The organism is Serratia sp. GW822-FHT06D09 (assembly GCF_058799515.1).
This window is the reverse complement of record NZ_JBXALO010000004.1, coordinates 55710-80842: the sequence shown is the minus strand read 5'-3', so window position 1 is coordinate 80842 and position 25133 is coordinate 55710. Positions and strand designations below refer to the sequence as shown.

At 56.8% G+C, this 25133-nt stretch carries 27 protein-coding genes; 11 read left to right on the top strand and 16 right to left on the bottom strand.

From position 1 onward, the window contains the following. Positions 1-10: 10 nt before the first annotated feature. The 5 genes from maa to AC1RKG_RS11360 all read right to left on the bottom strand — a co-directional run bounded on the left by maa (position 11) and on the right by AC1RKG_RS11360 (position 3380). The gene (gene maa / locus AC1RKG_RS11380) at positions 11-568 is read right to left on the bottom strand and encodes a maltose O-acetyltransferase (protein WP_020837153.1); all 558 of its coding nucleotides are present in this window, start codon (positions 566-568) and stop codon (positions 11-13) included. A gap of 169 nt (positions 569-737) precedes the next feature. Further along, positions 738-1091, bottom strand: coding sequence for an MmcQ/YjbR family DNA-binding protein (locus tag AC1RKG_RS11375; protein ID WP_020837154.1), 354 nt, complete (start codon positions 1089-1091; stop codon positions 738-740). Positions 1092-1095: 4 nt separating this feature from the next. After that, the gene (locus AC1RKG_RS11370) at positions 1096-1512 is read right to left on the bottom strand and encodes a secondary thiamine-phosphate synthase enzyme YjbQ (RefSeq protein ID WP_017894193.1); all 417 of its coding nucleotides are present in this window, start codon (positions 1510-1512) and stop codon (positions 1096-1098) included. Between the two features lie 126 nt (positions 1513-1638). Then, positions 1639-2832, bottom strand: coding sequence for an amino acid aminotransferase (locus tag AC1RKG_RS11365; RefSeq protein ID WP_258090749.1), 1194 nt, complete (start codon positions 2830-2832; stop codon positions 1639-1641). An 80-nt stretch (positions 2833-2912) separates the two neighbouring features. Beyond that, positions 2913-3380, bottom strand: a complete 468-nt coding sequence (locus AC1RKG_RS11360; protein ID WP_020837156.1) for an Lrp/AsnC family transcriptional regulator — start codon at positions 3378-3380, stop codon at positions 2913-2915. A gap of 214 nt (positions 3381-3594) precedes the next feature. On the opposite strand from AC1RKG_RS11360, the gene AC1RKG_RS11355 reads away from it, so the two are divergent. Then, the gene (locus AC1RKG_RS11355) at positions 3595-4362 is read left to right on the top strand and encodes a transporter substrate-binding domain-containing protein (protein WP_046372529.1); all 768 of its coding nucleotides are present in this window, start codon (positions 3595-3597) and stop codon (positions 4360-4362) included. A 42-nt stretch (positions 4363-4404) separates the two neighbouring features. Here AC1RKG_RS11355 and alr read toward each other — a convergent pair whose 3' ends face one another. Both alr and dnaB read right to left on the bottom strand, forming a co-directional pair. Continuing rightward, positions 4405-5484: an alanine racemase gene (alr, locus tag AC1RKG_RS11350; RefSeq protein WP_261287009.1), complete on the bottom strand. Its 1080-nt coding sequence runs from the start codon at positions 5482-5484 to the stop codon at positions 4405-4407. A 17-nt stretch (positions 5485-5501) separates the two neighbouring features. Continuing rightward, a complete protein-coding gene (gene dnaB / locus AC1RKG_RS11345; protein WP_020837159.1) occupies positions 5502-6926 on the bottom strand; it encodes a replicative DNA helicase in 1425 nt (474 codons plus the stop codon). Positions 6927-7106: 180 nt separating this feature from the next. Here dnaB and AC1RKG_RS11340 point away from each other — a divergent pair, with 180 nt between their 5' ends. Next, positions 7107-8096: a quinone oxidoreductase gene (locus tag AC1RKG_RS11340; protein WP_020837160.1), complete on the top strand. Its 990-nt coding sequence runs from the start codon at positions 7107-7109 to the stop codon at positions 8094-8096. Positions 8097-8213: 117 nt separating this feature from the next. Then, the gene (locus AC1RKG_RS11335; RefSeq protein WP_041415033.1) at positions 8214-8645 is read left to right on the top strand and encodes a lysozyme inhibitor LprI family protein; all 432 of its coding nucleotides are present in this window, start codon (positions 8214-8216) and stop codon (positions 8643-8645) included. 309 nt (positions 8646-8954) lie between these two features. Here the strand turns inward: AC1RKG_RS11335 and pspG are convergent, their stop codons facing one another. Together pspG and dusA are read right to left on the bottom strand one after the other, a co-directional pair. Then, positions 8955-9173 (bottom strand): envelope stress response protein PspG, encoded by a 219-nt coding sequence (gene pspG, locus AC1RKG_RS11330; protein ID WP_020837162.1) that lies wholly within the window; start codon positions 9171-9173, stop codon positions 8955-8957. Positions 9174-9333: 160 nt separating this feature from the next. After that, the gene (gene dusA / locus AC1RKG_RS11325) at positions 9334-10344 is read right to left on the bottom strand and encodes a tRNA dihydrouridine(20/20a) synthase DusA (RefSeq protein WP_404780420.1); all 1011 of its coding nucleotides are present in this window, start codon (positions 10342-10344) and stop codon (positions 9334-9336) included. Positions 10345-10548: 204 nt separating this feature from the next. Between dusA and AC1RKG_RS11320 the strand changes: the two genes are divergently transcribed. The 4 genes from AC1RKG_RS11320 to zur all read left to right on the top strand — a co-directional run bounded on the left by AC1RKG_RS11320 (position 10549) and on the right by zur (position 13066). Beyond that, positions 10549-11082 (top strand): tetratricopeptide repeat protein, encoded by a 534-nt coding sequence (locus tag AC1RKG_RS11320; protein WP_115060659.1) that lies wholly within the window; start codon positions 10549-10551, stop codon positions 11080-11082. A gap of 42 nt (positions 11083-11124) precedes the next feature. Beyond that, positions 11125-11613, top strand: coding sequence for an RNA polymerase sigma factor (locus AC1RKG_RS11315; RefSeq protein WP_071827058.1), 489 nt, complete (start codon positions 11125-11127; stop codon positions 11611-11613). Continuing rightward, positions 11610-12368, top strand: coding sequence for an anti-sigma factor family protein (locus tag AC1RKG_RS11310; RefSeq protein WP_490633077.1), 759 nt, complete (start codon positions 11610-11612; stop codon positions 12366-12368). Before AC1RKG_RS11315 ends, AC1RKG_RS11310 begins: the two co-directional genes overlap by 4 nt. A 185-nt stretch (positions 12369-12553) precedes the next feature. Next, a complete protein-coding gene (zur, locus tag AC1RKG_RS11305) occupies positions 12554-13066 on the top strand; it encodes a zinc uptake transcriptional repressor Zur (protein WP_041415728.1) in 513 nt (170 codons plus the stop codon). Positions 13067-13171: 105 nt separating this feature from the next. Here the strand turns inward: zur and AC1RKG_RS11300 are convergent, their stop codons facing one another. From AC1RKG_RS11300 to AC1RKG_RS11285, 4 genes are all read right to left on the bottom strand, one after another. Beyond that, positions 13172-13381 (bottom strand): CsbD family protein, encoded by a 210-nt coding sequence (locus AC1RKG_RS11300; protein ID WP_017894203.1) that lies wholly within the window; start codon positions 13379-13381, stop codon positions 13172-13174. A gap of 286 nt (positions 13382-13667) precedes the next feature. Further along, positions 13668-15032 (bottom strand): MATE family efflux transporter DinF, encoded by a 1365-nt coding sequence (dinF, locus tag AC1RKG_RS11295; protein WP_020837168.1) that lies wholly within the window; start codon positions 15030-15032, stop codon positions 13668-13670. A 101-nt stretch (positions 15033-15133) separates the two neighbouring features. Next, on the bottom strand, positions 15134-15742 hold the full coding sequence (gene lexA / locus AC1RKG_RS11290; protein ID WP_037416119.1) for a transcriptional repressor LexA: 609 nt from the start codon (positions 15740-15742) through the stop codon (positions 15134-15136). Between the two features lie 121 nt (positions 15743-15863). After that, a complete protein-coding gene (locus tag AC1RKG_RS11285; protein ID WP_046372523.1) occupies positions 15864-16232 on the bottom strand; it encodes a diacylglycerol kinase in 369 nt (122 codons plus the stop codon). 148 nt (positions 16233-16380) lie between these two features. On the opposite strand from AC1RKG_RS11285, the gene plsB reads away from it, so the two are divergent. Then, positions 16381-18846, top strand: a complete 2466-nt coding sequence (plsB, locus tag AC1RKG_RS11280; RefSeq protein WP_046372522.1) for a glycerol-3-phosphate 1-O-acyltransferase PlsB — start codon at positions 16381-16383, stop codon at positions 18844-18846. 59 nt (positions 18847-18905) lie between these two features. Here plsB and ubiA read toward each other — a convergent pair whose 3' ends face one another. Together ubiA and ubiC are read right to left on the bottom strand one after the other, a co-directional pair. Continuing rightward, positions 18906-19799: a 4-hydroxybenzoate octaprenyltransferase gene (gene ubiA, locus AC1RKG_RS11275; protein ID WP_493183055.1), complete on the bottom strand. Its 894-nt coding sequence runs from the start codon at positions 19797-19799 to the stop codon at positions 18906-18908. Further along, positions 19796-20320, bottom strand: coding sequence for a chorismate lyase (gene ubiC / locus AC1RKG_RS11270; RefSeq protein ID WP_122080338.1), 525 nt, complete (start codon positions 20318-20320; stop codon positions 19796-19798). The genes ubiA and ubiC overlap by 4 nt, the downstream gene beginning before the upstream one ends. 391 nt (positions 20321-20711) lie before the next feature. Here ubiC and AC1RKG_RS11265 point away from each other — a divergent pair, with 391 nt between their 5' ends. Genes AC1RKG_RS11265 through AC1RKG_RS11255 form a run of 3 tightly spaced genes read left to right on the top strand, consistent with a single transcriptional unit; the run spans position 20712 to position 24124 of the window. Then, on the top strand, positions 20712-22094 hold the full coding sequence (locus AC1RKG_RS11265) for an MFS transporter (protein WP_020837173.1): 1383 nt from the start codon (positions 20712-20714) through the stop codon (positions 22092-22094). Between the two features lie 22 nt (positions 22095-22116). Then, positions 22117-23118: a LacI family DNA-binding transcriptional regulator gene (locus AC1RKG_RS11260; RefSeq protein WP_122080339.1), complete on the top strand. Its 1002-nt coding sequence runs from the start codon at positions 22117-22119 to the stop codon at positions 23116-23118. A gap of 22 nt (positions 23119-23140) precedes the next feature. Further along, on the top strand, positions 23141-24124 hold the full coding sequence (locus AC1RKG_RS11255) for a nucleoside hydrolase (RefSeq protein ID WP_116691094.1): 984 nt from the start codon (positions 23141-23143) through the stop codon (positions 24122-24124). Positions 24125-24179: 55 nt separating this feature from the next. Here the strand turns inward: AC1RKG_RS11255 and malM are convergent, their stop codons facing one another. After that, entirely contained in the window at positions 24180-25082 is a 903-nt protein-coding gene (gene malM, locus AC1RKG_RS11250) for a maltose operon protein MalM (RefSeq protein WP_493183051.1), read from the bottom strand. Between the last annotated feature and the right edge of the window lie 51 nt (positions 25083-25133).

The window sequence follows — 25133 nt, the reverse complement described above, 5'->3', positions numbered from 1 at the left end:
CCCGATTTTCTTACAGCTGCTTTATCACTCGCGCCGGATTGCCGCCGACCACGCAGTTCGCAGGCACGTCCTTGGTCACCACCGCACCGGACGCCACCACCACGTTATCCCCCAGCGTAACGCCGGGATTAATCACCGCACGACCGCCAATCCACACATTATTGCCAATGCGCACCGGCTTGCCGAACTCCGCCCCGCCCACGCGGGTTTCCGCATCCAGCGGATGGGTGGCGGTATAAATATGCACTCCAGGCGCCAGCAGGCAGTTATCACCGATATGCACTTCGCATACGTCGAGGATCACGCAGTCAAAATTGGCGTAGAAATTCTTCCCCAGATAGATGTTGTAGCCGTAATCGCAGCGAAACGTCGGCTCGATAGTGCCCCCCTGATACTGGCCCAACAATTCTGCCAATCCCTGTTTACGCAGGTCGCCCTCATCCGGTGACGAATGGTTGTAACGGTGGACCAATTGGCGTGCGCGCTTGCGCTCGCTGCGCAACAGTTCGTCGCCGGCGTCGTACAATTCACCGGCAATCATTTTGCGTTTTTCTTCACTCATCGCCATCTCGCGGCATCCTTTGGTATTTCGGCTTATTGATTAAAAAGCCTAGTCTTTCCTCATCCACAATAAAACGGGAACGTTCCCAATATCGAATCACGATCACAGTTTGGCGGGAAAACAGAAGAAATAAACGAAGGACTCAGGCAGGCGCTACACCTGCCGTTATCTATGGTTAGGCGCGCAATTCCTGGCGCACATGGTCGGGTAACCCTTCCAGCACCAGCTGATAGGAACTGTCGATCAACGTATAGAACTGCGAGTTCGGCAGATTGCCATCAAGAAAGACCGTATTCCAGTGTGCCTTGTTCAGTCCGACGCAGGGGACGATCTCCGGGTGATGCTCCCGTAGGCTTTCCGCCAGTTCCGGGCTGGATTTTACCGCCAAAGCAGGTCGCCCCTGTACCTCGCACACCATGGCGAACATAACGTCGCCGACTTTGATCTGGCTGGCCTGCCACTGGTTCTGGTCGCTCTGTTCCGCGCCCGGTTTCGCCATGCAGTATTCCAGCAGTGCTGTGTTATTCATTGGGTTATTCCCCCTGTAACGTGGCCACAACCCGGCGTGAACCGCCGTGGATGCGGTGCTCCCCCAGCCAAATTCCCTGCCATGTGCCCAGCATCAGCCGCCCGTGACCGACAGGCAGCGTCAACGACGTGCCCAACAGAGAGGATTTGATGTGCGCCGGCATGTCGTCCGGCCCTTCGTAGTCATGCTGATAGGGTGCGTTCTCTGGCACCTGACGCAGGAAATGCTGCTCCATGTCGGCTCGCACCGTAGGATCGCAGTTCTCGTTCAGCGTCAGCGAGGCCGAGGTATGCTGCAATAACAGATGCAGCAGGCCAGTTTGCAGGCGGTGTAAGTGGGTTAGCTGGTCAGTAATCTCTTCGGTAACCAGATGAAAACCACGCGCTTTTGCGCTGAGGATTAGCGTTTGCTGATGCCACATAAGTGAGCGCCCCTCAATCAGTATATTCTCTCTCCAGTTTGCGGCAACTCTGGCGGCAAACCGACAACAAAAAAGGAGCGATATCGCTATCGCTCCCTGGCTAACGTCAGTTTACCCTAACAGCTTTTACTGCACGGCGGCAAACGCCTCGGCTACCTGATGCACGTTGTGGTGGTTCAGGCCAGCCATGCAAACGCGTCCACTGTGGATCAGGTACACGCCGAATTCTTCACGCAGGCGATCAACCTGTGCAGCGCTAAAGCCGGTGTAGCTGAACATGCCGCGCTGTGCGAGCAGATAATCGAAGTTCCGTTGCGGCAGGGCGATTTTCAGCGCTTCCACCAGCGTCTTGCGCATCTCGAGAATACGGGTGCGCATGGTTTCCACTTCGGCCAACCACTGGGCTTTCAGCTGCGCGTCGTTCAGCACTTTCGCCACCACCTGCGCACCGAAGTTCGGCGGGCTGGAGTAGTTACGACGCACCGTGGCCTTCAGTTGGCCCAACACGCGTCCGGCCGCTTCTTCGCTTTCACACACTACCGACAGGCCGCCGACGCGTTCGCCATACAGCGAGAAAATTTTCGAGAAGGAATTGCTCACCAGGCATGGCAGACCGGCCGCAGCAATAGTGCGGATAGCGTAGGCATCATCGGCAATGCCGCCACCGAAGCCCTGATAAGCGATATCGAGGAATGGGATCAGTTCACGCTCGGCGATCACTTTGACCACTTCATCCCACTGAGTGTGGGTCAGGTCGGAACCTGTCGGGTTATGGCAGCACGGGTGCAGCAGTGCGATGCTGTGCTTCGGCAGCTGTTTCAACGCGCTCAGCATGGCGTCAAACTTCACGCCCAGGCTTTCGCTGTCGAAGTACGGATAGGTGTTCACTTTGAACCCAGCGCCGCCAAAGATGGCAACGTGGTTTTCCCAGGTCGGATCGCTGACCCACACCTGCGAATCCGGGAAGTAGCTTTTCAGGAAGTCGGCACCGACTTTCAGCGCGCCGGAACCGCCCACGGTTTGAATGGTGGCGATGCGCCCTTGCTGCAGCATCGGGTGTTCGGCACCGAACAGCAAATGTTGGATCGCCGTGCGGTAAGGCAGCAGACCTTCCATCGGCAGGTACACCGATGCCCCATGATCCACGCTGTTCAGCTGCGCTTCTGCCGCAGCAACCGCTTTCATCTGCGGGATAATACCCTGCTCATCATAGTAAAGGCCGATACTCAGGTTAACCTTGTGCGCACGTGAGTCTTTTTTGAATTTTTCCATCAGCGACAGGATCGGGTCACCTGCGTAGGCATCAACATTCTGGAACACGGATTATTCTCCTGGATTATGGTGAGTAGGCACAGCGTTACGCTCCTAATATAGACGGAAAAGGCCGTTCAGTTTGAGCTTTATCTCGCAACCGGCAACAAACCATTTTCCTTGATTCGGTTGAGCACCACCGCCGTTTTGATATGCGCCACGCTTTTGTGGCGGGACAGCGTCTGGCTGATCAAATCGTCCAGTGCCGGCAGGTCCGCCACCGCAACCTTCAGCAGATAATCAGCATCGCCGGTGGTTTTGTAAGCGTCAAGAATGGCGTCCACTTCTTCCAGCATCTGGTGGAAACTGTCGATCTGCTCCTGAGCATGGTGGGTCAGACTCACTTCTATCAGGCCAACCAACCCTAGCCCGACGGCCTCCGGCGCCAGCCGCGCGTGGTAACCGCGGATCAGTTGCGCCTGTTCCAGGCTGATGCGCCGCCGCGAACACTGGGATGCCGACAGCCCCACCAGATCGCTCAGTTCCTGATTGGTCAGACGGCCATTGGCCTGTAACAGCGTCAGGATTTTCATATCAAAATCGTCAATGTTGTACATAGCCACCTGTAAACTGTGTTAATAAATGTTGACGTTACAGCCTATCAGTTTTTTGACTGTGGATACCCTTCCCGCACCGAGGTTGTGAAGCGCACAGCAGCAATGCCGGACGTTTCCGCCTGCCAATGGCATAAAAAACGGGTAACTCGCGCAAGTCAGCAACAATGAGCGGTTAAATAGCGCATAAAACCACGAATGTATAATAAGGACGCCGATGAAAAGATTTCTCCCTCTCGCACTGCTGGTTGCCGCCGGAAGCGCCAGCGCACAATCGCATTTGGATAAGGTGATACAGCAGGGCACGCTGGAAGTGTGCACCACCGGCGATTACAAACCCTATACCTTCCAAAAAGAAGACGGCAGCTACGAAGGCATTGATATCGCCATGGCGGAATCGCTGGCAAAAAGCCTGGGCGCCAAGGTGAAATGGGTGAAAACCAGTTGGAAAACCCTGACGCCGGACTTTGTCGCCGGCAAATGTGATATCGCCATGGGCGGCATCTCGGTCACGCTGCAACGTCAAAAGCAGGTGTTCTTCGCCGACCCGTTGGATACCGACGGCAAGATCCCGTTAGTGCGCTGCACCGACGTGAAGAAATACCGCACCATTGACCAGATCAATAAAGCGTCCGTACGCCTGCTTGAGCCGGCAGGCGGCACCAACGAGGCCTTTGTCCACGCCTATCTGCCCAAGGCCAAACTGACGTTGACCCATGATAATTTGGGGATTTTCCAGCAGTTGGTCGACAAGAAAGCCGATGTGATGATCACCGACGCTTCCGAGGCGCAGTATCAGCAAAAACGCTATCCGAAGCTGTGCGCGGTCAACCCGAAAAAGCCGATGCAGTATGGCGAAAAGGCTTACATGCTGCCGCGTGACGATTTGAGCTGGAAGCTGTATGTGGATCAGTGGCTGCACCTGGCCAAGGCGACCGGTGAGTATCAAAGCATTATCGATCAGTGGTTGGCAGTGAAGAAGTAACTCAATATAACGGGGCCGCTGCCTGGCGGCCCCTCAATGGACTTATTCGCCGATATATTCCATCGCCACGCGCTGCGTCAGCTTGGTAATCAGTTCATAAGCACTGATGCCGGTGCATTCGGCGATGCGTTCGACCGGTAACTCCCGCCCCCAAAGCACCACCTCATCCCCGACCTTGTCGGTCGCGTTCGGCCCCAGATCGACCGACATCATGTCCATCGACACCCGGCCCACGATCGGCACTTCACGGCCGTTGAGCCACACCGGCGTACCGGAAGGCGCGCTGCGCGGGTAACCGTCGCCGTAACCCATCGCCACCACGCCCAAGCGAGTATCACCTTCACTGACCCAGGTGCCACCGTAGCCTACGGACTCGCCAGCCTTGTGCTCACGCACCGCGATCAGGTTGGACTTGAGCGTCATCGCCGGCTGCAGATCAAACTGGCTGCCGTTGGCGTCCTCCATCGGCGAGACGCCATACAGGATAATGCCTGGGCGAACCCAGTCGTTATGCGCATCCGGCCACAGCAGGGTACCGCCGGAGGCGGCAATAGAACGCTGGCCCGGTTTACCACGGGCAAACTGTTCAAAGCACTGCATTTGTTTGAGCGTGGCATCGGAACCCGGCTCATCGGCACGGCTGAAGTGGCTCATGATATTGACCGGCTGCACCACATTGCGGCAGGCGCTCAGACGCTGATAAAACGCCTCGGCATGCTCAGGGCGGACCCCCAGACGATGCATGCCGGTATCCAGCTTCATCCACACCGGCACCGGACGCGCCAGCGTGGCCTGCTCCAGCGCTTCAAGCTGTTCGATACTGTGCACGGCGGTTTCGATGTTATTGGCCACCAGCACCGGCAGATCCTCGGCCGAGAAGAAGCCCTCGAGCATCAGGATAGGTTTGACGATGCCGCCGGAGCGCAGCTTCAACGCCTCGCCAATGCGGGCCACGCCGTAACAATCGGCATCTTGCAGGGTGTGGGCTGTTTCCAGCAGGCCATGTCCATAAGCGTTTGCTTTCACAACGGCAATCAGGCGACTTTGCGGCGCCTGACGGCGCACCTGTTGCAGATTATGTCGCAGAGCGCGGCGGTCGATTACAGCGGTTGCCGCTTTCATTTCAGTTCCTTAGCTGATTATTCGTCATCATACTGTGGCCCCGCATAGTTATCGAAGCGCGACCACTGGCCGTTAAAGGTAAGGCGTACGGTACCGATTGGGCCGTTACGCTGCTTACCCAGAATAATTTCGGCAATCCCTTTCAGATCGCTGTTCTCGTGATAAACCTCATCACGGTAGATGAACATAATCAGGTCGGCGTCCTGCTCGATGGAGCCGGACTCACGCAGGTCGGAGTTGACCGGGCGCTTGTCGGCACGCTGCTCCAGGCTTCGGTTCAGCTGCGACAGCGCCACCACCGGTACCTGCAGCTCTTTCGCCAGGGCTTTTAACGAGCGGGAGATCTCGGCAATTTCCAACGTTCGGTTGTCGGAGAGCGACGGCACGCGCATCAACTGCAGGTAGTCGATCATGATCAGGCTGATGCCGTCATGTTCACGGAAAATACGCCGCGCACGGGAGCGCACTTCGGTTGGCGTCAGGCCAGAGGAGTCGTCAATGTACATATTGCGCTTCTCCAGCAGGATACCCATGGTGCTGGAAATTCGCGCCCAGTCCTCATCGTCCAACTGGCCGGTACGAATACGGGTCTGATCCACACGTGACAGCGAGGCCAGCATACGCATCATGATCTGGTTGCAGGGCATTTCCAGGCTGAAAATCAGCACGGGCTTGTCCTGCGTCATCGCGGCGTGTTCGCACAGGTTCATGGCGAAGGTGGTTTTACCCATTGCTGGACGGGCGGCGACGATGATCAGATCCGACTTTTGCAAACCGGCGGTTTTCTTATTGAGATCCTGATAGCCGGTATCCACCCCGGTGACGCCATCGTGCGGCTGCTGATACAGCTGCTCAATACGCGCAACGGTATCTTCCAGGATACGCTCGATCCCTTTTGGACCCTCATCTTTGCTGGCACGATTTTCCGCAATTTGGAATACCCGCGATTCGGCTAAATCGAGCAGATCTTCGCTGCTGCGCCCTTGCGGATCGTAGCCGGCGTCAGCGATCTCATTGGCCACCGAGATCATCTCACGCACTACCGCACGTTCACGCACGATATCCGCATAAGCGCCGATGTTGGCAGCGCTTGGGGTGTTTTTCGATAATTCGGCCAGATAGGCGAAGCCGCCGACAGAGTCCAGTTCGCCCCGCTGTTCCAGCGATTCGGACAGGGTGATCAAATCGATAGGCCGACTCATCTCCAGCAGGCGCTGCATCTCGGTAAAGATCAGGCGGTGCGGGCGGCTGAAGAAATCATTGGAGACCACGCGTTCCGCCACGTTATCCCAGCGTTCGTTATCCAGCATCAAACCGCCCAACACTGACTGCTCAGCCTCCAGCGAATGTGGCGGCATCTTCAGCCCTTCCATCTGGCGATCGCGGGGACGTTCTCTGGCTTCGTCTGCGTTTGTTTTGTTGGTTGGTTTTTTTCCTGCCATGAAGCGTATTCTTAATCCGGTTGCGAATGAAGGATCCTGACGCGAGAGTATACGTGATTTTTATCTGTGATTCCTGCGGCATAACCGATGCAAAAAAGGTATCAATCCGCGCGCGGACAAACTGGATCGCCAATACTAAAACGCGTAGGGTGAAATCAGACACCCACACGAGGTACTGATATGGCCAAGCGCATTCAATTCTCCGCCACCGGCGGCCCTGAAGTGTTGCAATACGTTGATTTTACCCCACCAGACCCGGCAGCCGGTGAGGTGCAGATCGAGAACAAGGCGATCGGCATCAACTATATCGACACCTACATACGCAGCGGGTTATACCCGCCCGCCAGCCTGCCAAGTGGGTTGGGCACCGAGGCGGCCGGGGTGGTCACCAAGATCGGCGCAGGAGTCAGCGCGCTGAAGCCGGGTGACCGCGTGGTTTACGCCCAGTCAACGCTCGGTGCTTACAGCGAAGTGCACAACGTCGCGCAGGAAAAAGTGGCCATCCTGCCGCACAATTTGAGTTTCGAGCAAGGGGCAGCCTCATTCCTGAAGGGGCTGACGGTGCATTACCTGCTGCGTCAAACCCATGAGGTGCAGCCGGGTGAAGTGTTCCTGTTCCATGCTGCCGCAGGCGGTGTCGGGTTGATTGCCTGCCAGTGGGCCAAAGCGCTCGGGGCGAGGTTAATCGGCAGCGTCGGTTCCGACGAAAAAGCCGAGCTGGCGAAGCGTGCCGGCGCCTGGGCCACCATCAATTACCATAAGGAAGACATCGCCCAGCGCGTCGCCGAACTGACCCAGGGCGAAAAAGTCGGCGTGGTGTATGACTCTGTGGGCCAAAGCACCTGGCAAGCCTCGCTCAATAGCCTCAAGCGACGTGGGCTGATGGTGAGTTTTGGCAACGCCTCCGGCCCGGTTACCGGTGTCGATCTGGCATTGCTTAACCAGAAAGGCTCTCTGTATGTCACCCGCCCTTCCCTCAATGGCTACATCACCAGCCGCGCGGAGCTGCAATTTGCCAGCAATGAGCTGTTTTCATTGATCGGCAGCGGGGCCATCAAGGTCGACGTGAAAGAAGAGCAGAAGTTTGCGCTGGCTGACGCACAACGTGCGCATCAGGTGCTGGAAAGCCGTAATACCAGCGGCTCAAGCCTGCTGATCCCTGGTCGTTGAGTTGGAAAAAAGATCGGTAAAATTAGGTATAACGTGCGGTGGTACATCGTCTAAAGGCGAAGAGTGGAATATGATCTTCCGGCAATTCACGTTGTTCAATAGGGAAATAGCTCTGAAATGAAAATAAAAATGCTGGTTACAGCGCTGGTTTTCGCCGCAGCTCCAGCGTTGGCCACCGCAGCGCAGGCAGCGACGCCAAACGCAGAAAAAGACGCATTGATGAAATACCCTTACTCTGCCGCCTATACGCAATGTATGAGCAAACCAGATCTCAATACACCAAGTATGGCTGCCTGCATTGAAACAGAGTTCAAGCTCTGGGATGCACGCCTGAACAAGTCCTATAAGGAAGCGCTCAAGTTTAAGGCAGCCCCAAAAGCCTGGCGTGAGGCACAGCGTAACTGGCTGAAGTTCAAAGACAGCCAATGCCAGGCGCTGGTGGCAGCACCGCATGGCTCCGGCGATGCGCTGGATGCGGCTTCATGCGAACTGAACATGACCATTGAACGTACGTTGCAACTTGAAAGCGACAACTGGCCAAGATCTTAATATTGCTGGATTATCAGTAACAAAAAGGGCTCCGTAAGGAGCCCTTTTTGTTACTGCGTTTGTAGGGGTAGAGCAGAGTCCGCCAGAGACAGTGGGTTGCTTGAGCAACGCTCGTATTATTATTGTCTCTTGCGGTGATGAAATCGGTCGCATCGCTGCATCGGCAAACATCCTAACAGCCCCGAGGCGCAAAAAAAATGGCTAATGCGCCGCACCGGCCGTTTAAACGTCAAGCTGTGATCGCTGCCGCATTAAGAACGCATCTGTTGCTCGACTTTCAGCGTGACCGACTGATTATTCGACAAAAAATTAATAGCGGCGTATTGAAGGCTTCTGCATTGAACGGTAGATCCAAACGCCAACCACCGCCAAAATCAGCCACGGCAACAGCTTAATCACCATCGCAAACAGCCCGCCAATCAGCATGAATGCCGCGGCCACCAGCAACGCCGCGAATACGCCCAGCAACGAAATGCCCGTCACCATCAGCATGACGACAAAGCCGACCAGAAAGAAGAGTTCCAACATGATTTTGCTCCTTCGCAAAACAAAGTATCTGCGAAGGTATTACAAGAAGCGTGCCAAAATGGTGAGAGGACTAAGTTATTGAAATTGAAAAAAAAGGCATGCCGCATCACGCAACATGCCTGGTCAAAAACACTAACTGTTAGTCAGAATTTTATCTCTATTACGCCATCTCGGTGCGCGGTAGGCGAACCAAATCCAGCGCCTGCTCAACCACGCGTGCATCGGCCCCTGGCTTATGGGCATTCTCACTCAGGTGACGGCGCCACTGACGGGCACCGGGCACGCCCTGGAACAACCCAAGGATATGGCGGGTGATATGGCCCAAATAAGTGCCATTCGACAGCTCGCGTTCAATGTACGGATACAACGATTCGATAATCGCTATGCTGTCCATAACTTCGCTTTGGCAGCCAAACAGTTCACTGTCGACCCGCGCCAGAATGCCTGGGTTCTGGTAGGCTTCGCGCCCCATCATCACGCCATCCAGATGCTGCAGATGCTGTTTCGCCTCTTCCAGCGTTTTCACCCCCCCGTTAATCGCCAGAGTGAGCGTCGGGAAATCCTTTTTTAACTGGTACACGCGCGGATAATCCAGCGGCGGCACTTCGCGGTTCTCTTTCGGACTCAGGCCCGACAGCCATGCCTTGCGGGCATGAATGGTAAACATGTCACATTCACCGCGCCCGGCGACGGTGGCGATGAAATCGCACAGAAACTCGTAGCTGTCCTGATCGTCAATACCAATGCGGGTTTTCACCGTCACCGGGATCGACACCACGTCGCGCATCGCCTTGATGCAGTCGGCAACCAGCGTTGCCTGTCCCATTAGGCAGGCACCGAACATGCCGTTCTGTACCCTATCCGACGGGCAACCGACGTTGAGGTTGATCTCGTCATAGCCGCGCTGCTCAGCCAGTTTTGCGCAGTGCGCCAGCGCAGCCGGGTCGCTGCCGCCCAGTTGCAGCGCCACAGGATGTTCTTCTTCGCTGTAGGCCAGATAGTCGCCCTTACCGTGGATAATCGCGCCGGTAGTCACCATTTCGGTGTACAGCAAGGTTTCCTTGGTCAACAAGCGGTGGAAGTAACGGCAATGACGATCGGTCCAGTCGAGCATAGGCGCGATGGAAAAACGATTGGCGGCGTATTTTGGGGCGTTATTGTCTGTCGTCATGCTGGGCTACCGGCTACCTGATTCTGTCTGGGGTTCAACGAACGGCATGCTGCCGCAAACGGCTATTATAACGACAATCGGCGGCGTTGGGAAAACCGCTGTGTCGCCGATAAAAAAGCACCGGCAAAAGCGAATAAAAAGAGGCTGTCAGGTGTTCTCTCTGTAAGGCCGCAGTTCTGCGTCCTTCATGATGAGGAAATAACCATGAACAGTTTCGTTAAACGCCTGCTGCTGCCAGTCATTGCCGGTTCACTGCTGTTTTCCGGTACCGCTCTGGCGATGGGCGGCGATGGCAGCGGTCAAACCACGCCAACCTGCCCCAAAGGCCAGATATACGATACGAAAACCAAAACCTGCATGGTGGATAAAAGCAGCATGGTCAGCGACAACGATCGCACGAACTATGCCTATGCGCTGGCCAAAAGCGGCCGCTATCAGGAAGCGCTGGATGTGCTGAATACCCTCAAAGATCCCAACACTGCCGTGGCCCTAAATTACCGCGGCTATGCCACCCGCAAGCTCGGCCGCACCGACGAAGGGATCGGCTACTATTTAAAATCAGTGGCGCTCGATCCGAAATACCCCAAAGTCCGCGAATACCTGGGTGAGGCTTATATGATCAAAGGGCGTCAGGACCTGGCGAAGGAGCAGCTTAAGGTTATTCAATCGCTGTGCGGTACCGGTTGTGAAGAGTACCGAGATCTGGCGGCGGCTATCGATCATCACCCTGAATCGTAAAACCCGGAGGCAAACATCAGCAGCGACGCGATCCGCAACGAAATCGGCCAATATCTCTCCCGCCTGTGGCGCTATGGCTTGGTGCTGTCCCACCGGCGGGACGTAGCCGACGACTTGGTTCAGGCCACCTGCGTGCGGGCGTTGGAACGCGCCGCACAGTTTGCCGTGGGAACGCGTATGGACCGCTGGTTATTTTCCATTCTTCACTCCATCTGGTTGAACGAGGTCCGCTCTCAGCACATTCGCCAGGGACAGGGCTTTGTCGACGTTGACGAACTGGCCGGTGCGGAAAACGGCGAGCAGCCGATTTGGGCCAATGAGGTGATGCAACGGGTTAATCAACTGCCGGAGGCGCAGCGCAATACGTTGTTTCTGGTGTACGTGGAGGAACTTTCTTACCGGGAAGCCGCTGAGGTGCTGGGTGTGCCCATTGGCACCATCATGAGCCGTCTGGCGGCGGCACGGCTGCGGTTGGCGAACGACAGCCTGCTGCAAACCCGTACCCCGCAGGTAAAAGGAGAACAATCATGAGTTCAGCCTACGCAACGGATGAACTGCTGGTCGCCTATCTGGATAATCAGTTGGACCCACAGCAACGCCACCGGCTGGAACAGCGTCTGGCCGGCGAACCGGCGTTGGCAGAACGCTTGTCGTTGCTGGAGCGCAGCAGCTTGCCCTTTAAGCAAGCCTTTGCGCCTTTGCTTGATGAAGCGCCGGTGCAAAGATTGCAGTCAAAATTGCCACTTATCGTCCCCTCGCCACCGCACGCTATCAGCCGCCGTGGCCTGATTGCCGCCGCCGTCGCTTTTCTGGCACTGGGCATCGCAGGCGATCGCGCCTATCTGCAGCTCAGCCAACCGGATGACAACTGGCGGAGCCTGGTCGCTCAATATATGGCGTTGTACACCCCGGAAACGCTGATGGGTTTTGAGGGCTCCGCAGCGCAGATTGCCAGTCAACTACAGCACACTGGTGATCGGCTGAGCATCGCGCTTCCTCTGCCGCAGCTGACGTTGCAAGGGGCCGAACTGAAAAACGCCCGTGTGCTGGCGTACGACGATCGCCGTATTGCTCAATTGACCTGGCTGGATGCGCGGTACGGTGTATTGGCACTGTGTATTATCCAGCAACCGGGCAAGTCGCAGCCCGCCGAGAGCGAACAACGCCTGGGAATGAATGTGGTCTATTGGTCCGATAGCAGACACAGTTTCATGCTGATTGGCCATAATCCGGCAGTGGAAATGGTCAGATTGGCCAGTCAATTACAGCGTTCGCTGACTGCCTAAGAGCCTACGCAAAGCCATAGCCTGCGAGAACGGCACGGAACATCGTGAATACCATCACATTTCTGGCTAACAACGGGCGCTAAACCGGACGTTTAATGCGCCATACTGGCAGAAAAGTGGCCGACTCTCGGCGATTCGGCTGAAGCATGGTAAAATCGGCTTTTTTACGTACCGGGAAATTTGCCATGAACTCAAGCACCCAGGAAAAGCTGCTGGCGCAGGCTGAACAACTCTGCCAGCAACGCAATGTGCGGCTGACACCGCAGCGGCTGGAAGTGTTACGCCTGATGGCACAACAGCCCGGTGCCATCAGCGCTTACGACCTGCTGGATTTGCTGCGCGTAGCCGAACCCCAGGCCAAACCCCCCACGGTTTACCGTGCATTGGATTTCCTGTTGGAACAAGGCTTTATTCATCGCGTGGAATCGGCGAACAGCTATGTGTTGTGCCATCATTTCGAACAGCCGATGCATACTTCCGCACTGTTCATTTGCGATCGCTGCGGCCAGGTGACTGAGCGCACAACCGAAGGGATCGAAGAGACGCTGCAAAAGCTGGCTAAAGAGTCAGGATTTGCCCTGCGTCACAGCGTGGTAGAAGCCCATGGCCTGTGTGAGGGTTGCGTTGAGGTAGAAGCCTGCGATAGCAAACATGATTGCGGCGAACACGATCACAGCATCGCTATCAAGAAGAAATAAGAGGGTATCAGGTACCTCCCTGTACCTTCGGCCATAGCGTCAAGGGGATTGAAACGCCTGGCCATCAGCATAGTTTACGGCCGCAATCCGCTGCGGCCTATCGCACTACCAGCGATACTTGTTGTGGTCTTCCCAGGATTTCACTTCTTTCTCGGCCGCCTCTTTCTGGTAGCCGTAGCGTTCCTGAATTTTACCGACAAGCTGTTCGCGTTTCCCTTCAATGACCGTCAAATCGTCATCGGTCAGCTTGCCCCATTTTTCCTTCACTTTCCCTTTAAACTGCTTCCAGTTACCGTCGGCTTGATCTTTGTTCATAACCTCTCCGTTACCTGTGATTAGTCAGTTTTAAAAACTTGTCGCTGGGCTTAACTGAGTAATAATCATGGTCAATTGACCTAAAATGAAGGGAATGTCATTCCAATTCATTCCGCCAGCCACATGATTAACTATAGCAACAGATATCGATAAATAACAAAAAACCAGAATAAAAATTCAACAAAACAACAAAATTCAGTAAAACACCCGAAATAACAGTCAGTAAGCGGGACTCAATCGACGCGATAATATGTAACTCAATATGAATACAAAACATTAGTTAATTTTATGATAACGTCTCATTGTGAGCCGTTGGATCCGCGGCAAACCAGGTACCGCGCAGCCTGTGGCGGTGCCAAATCCAGCCGAGCGCGATGCCGCGCAGAGAAAGAAAGACCGCCAGCGCCAGCCATAAACCATGATTGCCCAAGACGGGTACGGTCAGCAGCGTCAAACCATAGCCGGCCGCCGCCACTGCCATGCTGTTGCGCATTTCTGCTCCTCGTGTGGCGCCAATAAACATGCCGTCCAGCAAATAGCACCATACGCCCACCAATGGCAGCACCACCTGCCACGGCAGATAGTGGCCGGCCAGCGCACGCAGTTCCGGTAACGAGGTCAAGGCGGCGATAATATGCTGACCGGCAACGGCATAAACCAGGCCAAAGGCCAACGCGACCAGACAGGCTTGTCGGCAAGCCGCACGCCACACCTTGCGCAGTTGGCTATCGTCGCGCGCGCCATAGGCATGGCCAGAATGCGCTTCAACCGCGTAGGCAAAACCGTCGAGCGCATAGGCGGTAAAGGTCAGTAAGTTCATCAGCACCGCATTCACCGCCACCACTTCGCCGCCAAGCCGGGCACCGAAGATGGTCAAAGAAGCGAAACACAGCTGCAGCAGCAGGGAACGCAGCATAATGTCGCGATTCAGCGCCAGTAAACGCCGCAGGTTGCCACGCCAGGCAGTGCGCAGCATCGGCATGGAAATGCCACGCAGGCGCATGACCCGCCAGGACAGCCATAAGCCCAGCAGCAGCGTGGCATACTCAGAAATAGCGGTCGCCGTCGCCGCACCTTGCACGTTCCAGCCCAGCCCCATCACCAGCCAGATATCCAGTACAATATTCAATAAGTTGCCGACAATCAGCAGGATCACCGGCGCACGTACGTATTGCACGCCAAGCAGCCAGCCCAGGATAACCATGTTCGCCAATGCCGCCGGTGCGCTCAGCCAGCGGATCTCGAGGAATAATCGGGCCTGCTCCAGCACCGCCTCGTCGCCACCGACGATTTTCAGCGCCAGTTCGATCAGCGGATGGCGCAGCAAGACAATGGCCACACCGGCCAACGCCGCCAGCAGCAGCGGTTGCATAAAGGCGCGCGCCAATCCCTGTGGGTTTTGTGCGCCCAGAGCCTGCGCAGTCAGACCGGTGGTGCTCATACGCAGGAACAACAACAGCATGAACAGGAAGCTGGTCGCCATGGCTCCTACCGCCACACCGCCCAGATAAACAGGGCTGTCGAGGTGACCGATCACTGCGGTATCCACCAGCCCAAGCAACGGCACGGTGATATTGGAGAAGATCATTGGCAGCGCCAGGCGCCACAAGGCTTTATCGGTATCGCTGGTGAAGGCGGAGAGCAGGCGCATAGTGAAATGTTCCCGTGGCAATGCGGTTTTAATCGGTCAGAAATGACATCGCCCCAGAGCTGGGGCGATTTAAATCAAAGGGCAGCGTGCAGGCTTATGGGTTAAACCCAGTCGCCGTTGCGGATCACGCCGACCGCCAAGCCTTCAATGGTGAAGTTCTGCTGACGCAGATCAACCACAATCGGCTGGAACTCACTGTTTTCCGGTAGCAGCTCAACCACGTTACCGTGCTTTTTCAGCCGCTTGACCGTAACTTCATCTTCGATGCGCGCCACAACCACCTGGCCATTACGCACGTCCTGAGTTTTATGCACCGCCAGCAGATCACCGTCCAGAATACCGATATCACGCATCGACATACCGTTAACCCGCAGCAGGAAATCCGCGCTCGGTTTGAACAGGGAAGGATCCACCTTGTAGTGACCTTCGATATGCTGCTGCGCCAGCAGCGGCTCACCGGCAGCCACGCGGCCAATCAGCGGTAAACCCTCTTCATCTTCCATCAGCAACCGAATGCCGCGCGAAGCGCCGGAGACGATTTCGATGACGCCTTTACGCGCCAGCGCTTTCAGATGTTCTTCTGCGGCATTTGGCGAACGGAACCCCAGACGCATGGCGATCTCGGCACGCGTCGGCGGCATGCCAGTGGACGAAATATGATCGCGAATCAGATCATAGACCTCTTGCTGTCTGGTAGTTAGTGCTTTCATTCCGCCCCCTGTTTGTTTATACAGTCTTGCTGTGAGTATATACAGGTAAGTGCGGCTTGGGAACCGAAGAATGAATAAAAATCAGGGATTAGCGACCCGGATCGCAACGAGCTTGCTCTGCTCAGACAAAGTGCTGCCACAGGACCGCGGCCCAAACAAACAGCGCCAAAATAACCGCCAGCAAAACTGCCGCCGACCCCATATCCTTGGCCCGGCCGGACAGCTCGTGATACTCGGTCCCCACCCGGTCAACAATCGCCTCAATCGCGCTGTTGAGCATCTCGACAATCATCACCAGCACCACCGACCCAATCAGTAAAATGCGCGCTATCGCACCCACGTCCAGCCAAATCGCCAGTATGATAGCCAGCACGGTCACCACCAACTCCTGGCGGAACGCCGCTTCGTGCTGCCAGGCAGCGGAAAAACCTTTATAAGAGTAGCCGGCGGCTTTAATAATACGGGTCAGGCCGGTTGCTTGGTTCGTCATGTTTTTAGTGCCTTTCGCAGAGGTAAGTCATAATTAAACAGTCTAGGCCAGGAAGCGCTCACGGCTCCCGGTTTTCCAACACCACAGATCTGCTACCCGGTTTCTGGTATGCTTGCGGCGCATTGCTAACAAGAGGCTTCACGTTGTTATGTCAGGTTGGCGTAAAATTTATTATAAACTATTGAATTTACCACTCAAATTGTTGGTAAGAAGTAAGGTTATCCCTTCAGATCCGGTCACGGAGTTAGGGTTGGATCCCTCACGGCCGATTTTGTATGTTTTACCTTATAATTCCAAGGCGGATTTACTGACGCTGCGCACCCAGTGCCTGGCGCAGGATTTGCCCGATCCTCTCGAACCGCTGGAAATAGACGGCACCGTGCTGCCCAGCCACGTGTTTATTCACGACGGCCCGCGCGTATTCCGCTACTACACGCCGAAAGAAGAGTCGGTAAAACTGTTCCACGACTATCTGGATCTGCACCGCAGTAACCCGGATCTCGATATTCAGATGCTGCCGGTTTCGGTGATGTTTGGCCGCTCTCCGGGGCGCGAAGGCCACGGCACACCGCATCTGCGCTTGCTAAATGGCGTGCAGAAATTCTTCGCCGTGCTGTGGCTCGGCCGCGATAGCTTTGTGCGCTTCTCCAATACCGTTTCGCTGCGCCGCATGGCGACCGAGCACGGTACGGACAAGATCATCGCGCAAAAGCTGGCTCGCGTAGCCCGGATGCACTTCTCACGTCAGCGTCTGGCCGCCGTAGGCCCAAGCCTGCCGGCCCGTCAGGACCTGTTCAACAAGCTGTTGGCGTCCAAAGCGATCGAAAAAGCGGTCGAAGACGAAGCGCGCAGTAAAAAGATCTCCCACGAAAAAGCCCAGCAAAATGCCATTGCATTGATGGAAGAGATTGCCGCCGACTTCTCTTACGAGACGGTGCGCCTTTCCGACCGCGTGCTGAGCTGGACCTGGAACCGCTTGTATCAGGGCATCAACGTCACCAACGCCGAACGCGTGCGTCAGCTGGCGCAGGACGGCCACGAGATCGTGTATGTGCCCTGTCACCGCAGCCACATGGACTATCTGCTGTTGTCCTATGTGTTGTACCACCAGGGCCTGGTGCCGCCGCACATTGCTGCCGGTATTAACCTCAACTTCTGGCCGGCCGGGCCGATCTTCCGCCGCCTGGGCGCGTTCTTTATCCGCCGGACCTTCAAAGGCAACAAGCTGTACTCGACGGTGTTCCGTGAATACCTCGGCGAGCTGTTTACCCGCGGTTACTCGGTGGAATATTTTGTCGAAGGCGGGCGTTCCCGTACCGGGCGTTTGCTGGAGCCGAAGACCGGCACCCTGTCGATGACCATTCAGGCTATGCTGCGCGGCGGGGCCCGCCCTATCACGCTAGTGCCGATCTACATCGGTTACGAGCACGTGATGGAAGTGGGTACCTACGCCAAAGAGCTGCGTGGCGCCACCAAGGAAAAAGAGAGCCTGCTGCAGATGCTGCGCGGCCTGCGCAAACTGCGTAATCTCGGCCAGGGCTACGTGAACTTCGGCGATCCCCTGCCGTTGACCACCTACCTGAACCAGAATGTGCCGCAGTGGCGCGAATCGATTGACCCGATCGAATCCCAGCGCCCAAGCTGGCTGACGCCGACGGTCAACGATCTGGCGGCCAAGATTATGGTGCGCATCAACAATGCCGCAGCGGCCAACGCCATGAACCTGTGTTCCACGGCGTTACTGGCTTCTCGCCAGCGCTCGTTGACCCGCGAGCAGTTGCTTGAACAGTTGGAATGCTATCTGCAACTGATGCGCAACGTGCCTTATGCCGATGACGTTACCGTGCCGACTCAAACGCCGGATGAGTTGCTGGATCACGCGCTGAACATGAACAAGTTCGAGGTGGAGAAGGATAACATCGGCGATATCATCATTCTGCCGCGCGAGCAGGCGGTGCTGATGACCTATTACCGCAACAATATCCATCACCTGCTGGTTCTGCCGTCTCTGATTGCCACTATCGTGATGCACCATCGCCGGGTATCTCGCGCTGAACTGCTGCGCCAGATTGGTTTGATTTACCCGATGCTGAAAGCCGAGCTGTTCCTGCACAACGACAAGGAACAACTGCCGGAAGTGCTGCAACCGCTGATCGAGGAAATGATCCGTCAGCAATTGATCTGCGATAAAGGCGACGATCTGGTACTGAATCCAGCACGCATCCGTCCGTTGCAGCTGCTGGCCGCCGGTGTCCGTGAAACCTTGCAGCGCTACGCCATCACCATGTCTATCCTCAGCGCCAACCCGAGCATTAACCGCGGTGCGCTGGAGAAAGAGAGCCGTATCATGGCGCAGCGTTTATCCGTGCTGCACGGCATCAACGCACCGGAGTTCTTCGACAAGGCGGTATTCTCCACTCTGGTGGCTACGTTGCGTGAAGAGGGCTACATCAATGATATTGGCGATGCGGTGCGTGAGCACACCCTAGAGGTGTACAACATGCTGAGCGACCTGATTACCCCGGAAATCAAACTGACCATTGAAAGCGTCAGCATGCCGGCGGAAACCAACGCTCTGCCAGAAGCGGTTGAACCGGAAGAGAAAGACCAGTAATACGTTGATAAAAAAACAAAAAGGCACCCCAGGGTGCCTTTTTTACTGTCCGAACGCGGTCAACTTTGCCAGTAACTCAACGCAATACCGATAAACAGTACCAGCCCGACGTAGTTGTTATCCAAGAACGCTTTGAAGCAGGCATCCCGTTCACGACCGGCAATTTGTTTTTGCTGATGGATAAACAGGGCTCCCGCCAGCAACAGCGACCAATAAAACGCGCCGCTCAACTGCGCCAGATAGCCCACCGACAGCATCAGCAGCAAGGTGGCGAACTGCAGCAGGCCGACGATCAGTTTGTCGTAACGGCCGAACAAAATGGCGGTGGATTTCACGCCAATCTTCAGATCATCGTCGCGATCGACCATGGCATACAGCGTATCGTAAGCTACCGTCCAGCAGATGTTGGCCAGCAGCAGCAGCCAGCAGCTCAGCGGCAACGATTCGCTGACGGCGGCGTAGGCCATCGGAATGCCCCAACCAAACGCAGCGCCCAATACGAACTGCGGCAAATGAGTGACCCGCTTCATAAACGGATAGGCCCATGCCAGCGCCAACGCCGCCAGAGACAGCCAGATGGTCATCGCATTCAGCGTCAGCACCAGCGCGAACGAAATCAGCACCAGCACCACAAACAGGATCTTGGCCTCTTTTTCGCTCACCCGGCCGCTGGGCATTGGGCGTCCGGCGGTACGCTTCACATGGCCATCGACGGCGCGATCGGCATAATCATTCACCACACAGCCGGCGGCACGCATCAGGAAAACCCCGACCACGAACACCAGCAGGATAGACAACGACGGCACGCCCTTCCCCGCCAGCCACAGCGCCCACAGCGTCGGCCACAGCAACAGCAAGGTGCCAATAGGTTTATCGATGCGCATCAGATGGCTATAAGCCTGCCATTTACTTTGAATCACGCTTCCCTCCAAGGTATTTCCTCTCCTCATCATTCGGGGTCAGTACTGCCCGCGGCGTACAGCGGCGAAGCCGGTAGAAACAGTTCGGTCAGCAACAGCGGTTTACCCGCCAGCCGCAGGCGGGAACGGCGTGCCCACAGCGCATCTTGCCGACCGATATGGATGTAATCGCGAGTTAACTCGTCGCTGCTAAAAAGATAGCGCCCCAACGGCAATGTGCCCAAATCCACCAGCGCCAAATCCGGGCCGGTCAGAGTTTCCTGCGGGATCACCGTACGCCCCAGCAGCCAGGGCTGGTTATCGCCCAACAGCACGATTTCACGCAGCCAGTATCGTGGGCTCTCAGGAAGATGGTCGGCTTCTTCGCCCAGTTGATCGCGGGTGATAAAACACTCGCGCTGCGGCTCAACGTGCACGCGCCCGCAGTGACGTTCAAAGCGGCGGGTCATGGATCCTAACTCCATCAGCCAATCACTGACGGCGGCCGGTGGCGGAGATTGTTGTGCGGATAACCACTCCAACGGCGGCAGGATGGAATCCTTATTGCCAGACATTGCTCTACTCCATGCCTGACGCCGCGCCCTGCGGCCGCGCCAGACCAGACAAACTGTTAACAGTCGACCATTGTAACGCAGAAATTCAAAAGCGGCAGGCTGATTCGTGGCGTGACGCGCAGCAAAATAACGCCCAAAAAAGCGGCGCAATGTCATCTTTCTGCCATCTGTTTTCTTTACCTTCGTCCACCGGAGCGATGGGGATTCTGTGATCGCCTGCAAACTTTCGCCTCTGCCACATTGTTTTATCTACGCGCGTAGATACTCTTGTGCCGCAGCGTTGAATCGCCATCAGTCCAACACTTTGTCAGCAAACCTTCTTGCCGACACCAGGGAAACCATCTTTAACGGCGCCATTTATGGCGCATGACGAAAAGAGGATATCAATGCCATGAGCGAAACAACGCTTGCACACCAACAGGCCGCCGGCGATACGCTGGCGGCCGACGAACGCCTGGCCACCAAAGAAGGGCGCGGCCAATTCTGGCGTGCCACTTTTTCCTGCTGGCTCGGCACCGCGATGGAATATGTCGATTTCGCACTGTATGGCCTGGCGGCCGGCATGGTGTTCGGCGACGTGTTCTTTCCCGAAGCCACACCGATAGTGGCGCTGTTGGCCAGCTTTGCCACTTACTCCGTCGGCTTTGTCGCCCGTCCAATCGGTGCGTTGGTATTCGGCTGGATTGGCGATCGCAAAGGCCGCCGCGTGGTACTGCTCACCACGGTCGCGTTGATGGGCGTTTCTACCACGCTGATCGGGCTAATCCCCTCCTACGCACAAATTGGCGTTTGGGCGCCTGTCTGTCTGGTGATCCTGCGTTTTGCGCAAGGTTTCGGTGCCGGAGCGGAGCTCTCCGGCGGCGCGGTGATGCTGGCAGAATACGCACCGGCAAAACGACGCGGTCTGGTCGCGTCGATCATCGCCATCGGTTCCAACAGCGGCACCCTGCTGGCGTCGCTGGTGTGGTTGTTAGTGTTGCAGTTGGACAAAGCGGATCTTATCGCCTGGGGATGGCGTATTCCGTTCCTTGCCAGCATCCTGATCGCCGCAGGAGCACTGTACCTGCGCCGCCACGTACGCGAAACGCCGGTTTTTGAACGCGAGCTGCAGCAAAACCGCCAGCGGATGCTGGAAAATACCCCCACCGAGCCGGATAACCGCAGTTACTTGCAGCGCACCAAAGCTTTTTGGATCATGCTTGGCCTGCGCATTGGCGAGAATGGCCCCTCCTATCTGTGCCAGGGCTTTATCGTCGGTTACGTCGCCAAAGTGCTGATGGTGGACAAATCGGTGCCCGCGCTGGCGGTGATGATCGCCTCACTGTGCGGTTTCCTGGTGATCCCCCTGGCCGGTTGGCTTTCCGATCGCTTCGGCCGTCGCATCACTTACCGCTGGTTCTGTCTGTTGCTGGTGTTGTATGCCTTCCCGGCGTTCTGGCTGCTCGACAGCCGCGAACCGGCAACCGTCATTTCAGTGATTGTGGTCGGCATGTGCATTGCGTCACTCGGCATTTTCGGCGTGCAGGCGGCCTATGGCGTGGAACTGTTCGGCGTCAAAAATCGCTATTCAAAAATGGCGTTCGCCAAGGAGCTGGGGTCGATCCTTTCCGGCGGTACCGCTCCGCTGATCGCCACCGCGTTGCTGTCCGGCTTCGGTCACTGGTGGCCTGTCGCCTGCTATTTTGTTGTAATGGCGGCCATTGGCTTAATCACCACCTTCTTTGCACCGGAAACACGCGGCCGCGATCTAAACCTGCCGCAGGACGCGGCGTAATCAGGGCGCACAGGAACCCAACTTGGATAATCAATCTGCGCGACGCATCACCCGTGCCGACGTCGCCCGCGTAGCGGGCACCTCGGTTGCGGTCGTCAGCTACGTGATCAACAACGGACCGCGCCCGGTGGCGGAAGCCACCCGTCTGCGGGTGCTGGAGGCTATTGAAAAAACCGGTTACCGACCAAACGATATCGCCCGGGCACTGGCTTCAGGCAACACCCTGACCTACGGGTTGGTGGTACCCGATATCTCCAACCCGTTTTTTGCCACCCTGGCCCAGGCGTTGCAGCGAGAGGCTTTCAGCCACGGTCGGGTACTGCTGTTGGGTGACGCCGGTGACGACCGCCAGCGCGAGCACGACCTGATTAATCATCTGCTGCGCCGTCAGGTTGACGGGCTGCTGTACACCAGCGTCGATCGCCATCCCTGGTTCGATCTGATCCGCGCATCCGGCACGCCATGCGTAATGATTGACACCATAGACAGCCATGCCGGCGTCTGCGCCATTCGCGTCGACGAGCGTGATGCAGCCTGTCAGGCAACTCGCCATCTGTTGCAGCACGGCTATCAGGACATCGGCATTTTTGTGGGCCCCTTGACCATGCTCAACGCGCAGGACCGCCTTAACGGCTGGCGTGATGCACTGAAGGAAGCGGGCATTGCGCCACGCGAAGAGTGGATATTCGAAGCGCCCTATACCCGTCAGGGGGGCTATCAGGCCAGCCAGAAAATGCTGCAAGCCCCACGGCCGCGGGCCATATTCACCTCTAACGAACAACAGGCGCTCGGTTGCCTGTCGGCACTGGCAGAACACCGGCTTCGCGTGCCGGACGATCTGGCGATCATTTGTTTTAACGGCACCCAGCAGTCCGAGTTCAGCGTGCCACCGCTCAGTGCGGTCGAACAACCGATTGACGCCATGGCCAAGCGAGCCATCGCCATGCTGGCCGCCGGTGCTGCACAGCCAGAGCTGCACGAATTCGCTTTCCAACTGCATATCCGCCGATCGTGCGGCTGTTAGTTTATTGATTCAGGTAACCGCTATGCGTTTGATTATTGATTGCGATCCCGGCAACGGCATTCCCGGCGCCAACGTCGATGACGGGCTGGCGCTGGCATTGGCACTGGCAGCCCGCCCGCGACTCTCACTGGAGTTGATCAGCATTGTTGCGGGCAATACGCCACGTGACGTTGGCTTTGCCGTGGCACAACATTTGCTGCAACAAACCGGCTATCAGGTGCCGATTGCCGTCGGCGCGGCGCGCGCGCTGAGCGAACCGCCAGAACCCTGGCGCGCCCACCTCGACCGCGCGATTGCCGATCCTGATCTGGCGGCACTGTGGCGCAATACGCCTTACCCACAGGCCGCGACCACGCCAACGCCGAACGCCGCCGTGGCGATCGGCGAGTTGATCTGCAATAACCCCGGCGAGATCACCCTGGCGGCAATCGGCCCCCTGACCAACGTCGCCCATGCTCTGCAGCTGTACCCGCAGATGGCACAGGCGGTGAAGGAAATTGTGATCATGGGCGGAGTCTTCAACCTGGAAGGCTACATCAAGGACACCAATTTTGGTCTGGATCCGGAAGCCGCACGGCAGGTGCTGACCAGCGGTGCCAATATTACGCTCGCCCCACTGGACGTTACTACGCAAACCATGTTGACTCAGGAAAGCCTGGCGCAGATGACCCAACCGGACACGCCGCTGTGTCGCTATCTGCGAACCACCACTCAACCCTGGATCGACTATTCCCGCCATACCCGCCATCTGCCGGGTTGCTGGATCCACGATGCTCTGGTGATTGCCTGGTTGCTTGAGCCACAGTTGGTGACCACGGAGGAATATTATGTGGATGTCGCACTGGAAGGCGCTATGACGCGCGGCAGTTCTCGACGCTGGCGTCCCGGAGGCCTGCGTCTGACGGTCGGCATGCCGGAGCCCGAAGGCAAGCCGTTGCGGGTGATGCAGCAGGTGGATAATGCCCGCCTGCTGGCGTTGATCGGCACCACCCTGGCCCGCGGATGAAAAAAGGTGCGCCGGGGCGCACCAATCATCGAGCCAGCATCGACAGCGTCGGGTACTACCCCTTGCCTTTCACGCTACCAATAAAGGTTTCACGTGCTGTGGTGGAACCCAGTTTTTCAGCCTCATTCATCAGTTTCAGCGCTTTATCGATATCGCCCGCCTTCACCGCCTGTTTGATGCCGTTGTTAAAGTAAGCTTCGGTGTCATTCAACATGGGTTCCGCCGGTTGAGTCGGCGCCGGAGCCGGTGCTGCTGCGGCGGCCGCCGTTGATCCCACCACCACTGGCGTCGCCGACGGTGCCGGCTGCAGCATGCCGATCATGATATTGCCGCTGCCCTGCTCTGCCGTGACCTTCAGTTTGATAGTGCCGCTGGTGCTATGCCGGGCGATCGGATCCGGAATATCCGGCACCGCGTTGCCCACGCCCTGCGCATAAGCCTTGGCCGGGTTGGTCAGTTGCGTGGTTTTCGCCAGATCCTGACGGGTGGTGTACACCAGCAGATAAATTTGTTTCTGACCGAGTGCCGGGGTCAGTTTCAGCGTGCCCTCCAGCCGATCGGATGACATCGCACCCGGTGGTTGATACGGGAAGTAGCTGCTCGGGTAATAGGCCGCAGGGCGCAGGTGCTCATCCAGCACCAACACGCTCGGCGCGTAAAGTGAGTTGTTCTTGCTGATGCTGCTCAGCGTGACTTCCAGCGAACCGCGATCGGCCGGCAGCGTATAAGCGGCAATAGCGCCCTGAATGTCACCCTGATTGATTTGTGGGCTGACATTATCCAGTTTGATGTCCTGGCTGACCGGCGGCATCAGCGGTTGCCACGGCAGGCTTTGCAGCGTGCTGGCGCTAATGGCCGGCGCGATGGAAACATTGGCCGGCGTATCGGCATTGACCACCAGCGGTGTGCCAAGGGTCAGAGCCAGTGACAGGCAAAGTGACAGCAGATTCTTTTTCATTGTTATACCCCATGATATCCGGCGCGGTTCAGGCAAGAGAGACGACGCCGG

What these genes read in the sequence shown, in the direction of transcription:
- dinF (WP_020837168.1), bottom strand. Translation starts at nt 15,032, where the DNA reads ATGCGCCTGCTCTCCGCCTTCACCAGCGATACCGATAAAGCCTTGTGG.
- AC1RKG_RS11375 (WP_020837154.1), bottom strand. Translation starts at nt 1,091, where the DNA reads ATGAATAACACAGCACTGCTGGAATACTGCATGGCGAAACCGGGCGCG.
- zur (WP_041415728.1), top strand. Translation starts at nt 12,554, where the DNA reads ATGAACTCAAGCACCCAGGAAAAGCTGCTGGCGCAGGCTGAACAACTC.
- lexA (WP_037416119.1), bottom strand. Translation starts at nt 15,742, where the DNA reads ATGAAAGCACTAACTACCAGACAGCAAGAGGTCTATGATCTGATTCGC.
- AC1RKG_RS11255 (WP_116691094.1), top strand. Translation starts at nt 23,141, where the DNA reads ATGCGTTTGATTATTGATTGCGATCCCGGCAACGGCATTCCCGGCGCC.
- AC1RKG_RS11370 (WP_017894193.1), bottom strand. Translation starts at nt 1,512, where the DNA reads ATGTGGCATCAGCAAACGCTAATCCTCAGCGCAAAAGCGCGTGGTTTT.
- ubiA (WP_493183055.1), bottom strand. Translation starts at nt 19,799, where the DNA reads ATGATGAGGAGAGGAAATACCTTGGAGGGAAGCGTGATTCAAAGTAAA.
- AC1RKG_RS11340 (WP_020837160.1), top strand. Translation starts at nt 7,107, where the DNA reads ATGGCCAAGCGCATTCAATTCTCCGCCACCGGCGGCCCTGAAGTGTTG.
- AC1RKG_RS11360 (WP_020837156.1), bottom strand. Translation starts at nt 3,380, where the DNA reads ATGTACAACATTGACGATTTTGATATGAAAATCCTGACGCTGTTACAG.
- AC1RKG_RS11300 (WP_017894203.1), bottom strand. Translation starts at nt 13,381, where the DNA reads ATGAACAAAGATCAAGCCGACGGTAACTGGAAGCAGTTTAAAGGGAAA.
- alr (WP_261287009.1), bottom strand. Translation starts at nt 5,484, where the DNA reads ATGAAAGCGGCAACCGCTGTAATCGACCGCCGCGCTCTGCGACATAAT.
- ubiC (WP_122080338.1), bottom strand. Translation starts at nt 20,320, where the DNA reads ATGTCTGGCAATAAGGATTCCATCCTGCCGCCGTTGGAGTGGTTATCC.
- pspG (WP_020837162.1), bottom strand. Translation starts at nt 9,173, where the DNA reads ATGTTGGAACTCTTCTTTCTGGTCGGCTTTGTCGTCATGCTGATGGTG.
- AC1RKG_RS11335 (WP_041415033.1), top strand. Translation starts at nt 8,214, where the DNA reads ATGAAAATAAAAATGCTGGTTACAGCGCTGGTTTTCGCCGCAGCTCCA.
- dusA (WP_404780420.1), bottom strand. Translation starts at nt 10,344, where the DNA reads ATGACGACAGACAATAACGCCCCAAAATACGCCGCCAATCGTTTTTCC.
- malM (WP_493183051.1), bottom strand. Translation starts at nt 25,082, where the DNA reads ATGAAAAAGAATCTGCTGTCACTTTGCCTGTCACTGGCTCTGACCCTT.
- AC1RKG_RS11355 (WP_046372529.1), top strand. Translation starts at nt 3,595, where the DNA reads ATGAAAAGATTTCTCCCTCTCGCACTGCTGGTTGCCGCCGGAAGCGCC.
- plsB (WP_046372522.1), top strand. Translation starts at nt 16,381, where the DNA reads ATGTCAGGTTGGCGTAAAATTTATTATAAACTATTGAATTTACCACTC.
- AC1RKG_RS11320 (WP_115060659.1), top strand. Translation starts at nt 10,549, where the DNA reads ATGAACAGTTTCGTTAAACGCCTGCTGCTGCCAGTCATTGCCGGTTCA.
- AC1RKG_RS11285 (WP_046372523.1), bottom strand. Translation starts at nt 16,232, where the DNA reads ATGACGAACCAAGCAACCGGCCTGACCCGTATTATTAAAGCCGCCGGC.
- AC1RKG_RS11265 (WP_020837173.1), top strand. Translation starts at nt 20,712, where the DNA reads ATGAGCGAAACAACGCTTGCACACCAACAGGCCGCCGGCGATACGCTG.
- AC1RKG_RS11310 (WP_490633077.1), top strand. Translation starts at nt 11,610, where the DNA reads ATGAGTTCAGCCTACGCAACGGATGAACTGCTGGTCGCCTATCTGGAT.
- maa (WP_020837153.1), bottom strand. Translation starts at nt 568, where the DNA reads ATGGCGATGAGTGAAGAAAAACGCAAAATGATTGCCGGTGAATTGTAC.
- dnaB (WP_020837159.1), bottom strand. Translation starts at nt 6,926, where the DNA reads ATGGCAGGAAAAAAACCAACCAACAAAACAAACGCAGACGAAGCCAGA.